Raw genomic sequence first — 1,160 nt, 5'->3', positions numbered from 1 at the left:
TTTGAGCATTTCCCTGGCACTATTGCTCGGAGAGAGGATTTCAAACACTACCTGGGGAGCAATATTGTCTTCTTCCCATTGTTTATAGCTGCCGCGCTCACCAGGTGGACGGCCGAAAACTACCATGGCATCGGGAGCTTGACGGGGAGCGGGGGGTACAGTTACCTGCTGGGGATACCAGAGCAAATCCCCGGCGACAAAGACGGTTTGCTCTTTAAATAAATACTTGAGATTGGCAACCAAGCGAACAATCCAGCGATATTGAACTGTGTTGTCGGCCATAGGTTTACCGTCGGAGTCAGGATAGAAAAGTTGGGGTTCGATGGGTGCTTGAACCATGCTTTATCTCTTGCGATCGCATTTTGGCCTAGCTTTATTGTATCATCGCAAATCCTGGGTTTAAAACCCCATCCTTTTAGGACGGCTTGGCCTTGTACTAAATCCGTTGAGTATGGGCTACATATCAGGAGAGGCACTCATGCAAAAGGCAAAAGTCAAAGGGGAGAATAAATAATCATTTAATAACAGGATTTAGTATTATATCTAAACTTTTAATAAAGTCGAGGTTGAAAATTATCGGGAATATCCAATTCAAATACTTGGTCATGAATCCGAGCCACATAAAACCCTTCTTGCAGAATTTTTTCCCGTAATTCTGATGATAAATGAACTGCCGCTAATATGCCATAGAGTTTTTTATCTTTGTGTTCAGGAAAAAAGCGGCGAAACCGTTGCAAAATACTTTTTAATTGTGTAATAGACTCCTCTCTGGCATGACTTTTAACCTCGACGATATAGGCAATATTTAGCTCACCATTGGTATAGGCAAGAACATCAATTTCTAGGTGTTGTCCTTCTTTACTGACTCGCACACTGGGACTGATAACTTCCATACCAAAGCGTTGTCTGAGAATCTTTTCCATTGAAGGGAGGGCAAGTCCTTCGGTAAAGCTGCCGAATTTTGCACCGAGTCCCCCAATTTGCTGACCTAATTCTTTGAGTTGTTTGTCAGTTTTCTTCTGTTGCTGACTAACTTCCTTCAGTTGTTTGTCAGTTTCTTTTTGAGCGGCAGTTAATTCAGCTTGAGCAGTCGCTAATTCGGCTAAGAGTCGCCATACGTCTTCGGATGTAGTTGCCATAGCTAATTTTTTCTCTCTGAT

2 protein-coding genes are annotated in these 1,160 nt (G+C 42.8%); both read right to left on the bottom strand.

Features of this window, described 5'->3' with window-relative positions:
* Positions 1-339 (bottom strand): Uma2 family endonuclease (locus O9290_RS20465; protein ID WP_288087488.1); only part of this gene is annotated, 339 nt, incomplete at its 3' end.
* Positions 340-551: 212 nt separating this feature from the next.
* Entirely contained in the window at positions 552-1,139 is a 588-nt protein-coding gene (locus tag O9290_RS20460) for a DUF3782 domain-containing protein (RefSeq protein ID WP_288087490.1), read from the bottom strand.
* Positions 1,140-1,160 lie beyond the last annotated feature (21 nt).

It is taken from the genome of Microcystis sp. LE19-41.2A (assembly GCF_027530405.1).
Taxonomy (GTDB): Bacteria; Cyanobacteriota; Cyanobacteriia; order Cyanobacteriales; family Microcystaceae; genus Microcystis; species Microcystis aeruginosa.
The sequence above is the reverse complement of the archived record's forward strand: the minus strand, read 5'-3'. Positions and strand labels throughout refer to the sequence as shown.

What these genes read in the sequence shown, in the direction of transcription:
- O9290_RS20460 (WP_288087490.1), bottom strand. Translation starts at nt 1,139, where the DNA reads ATGGCAACTACATCCGAAGACGTATGGCGACTCTTAGCCGAATTAGCG.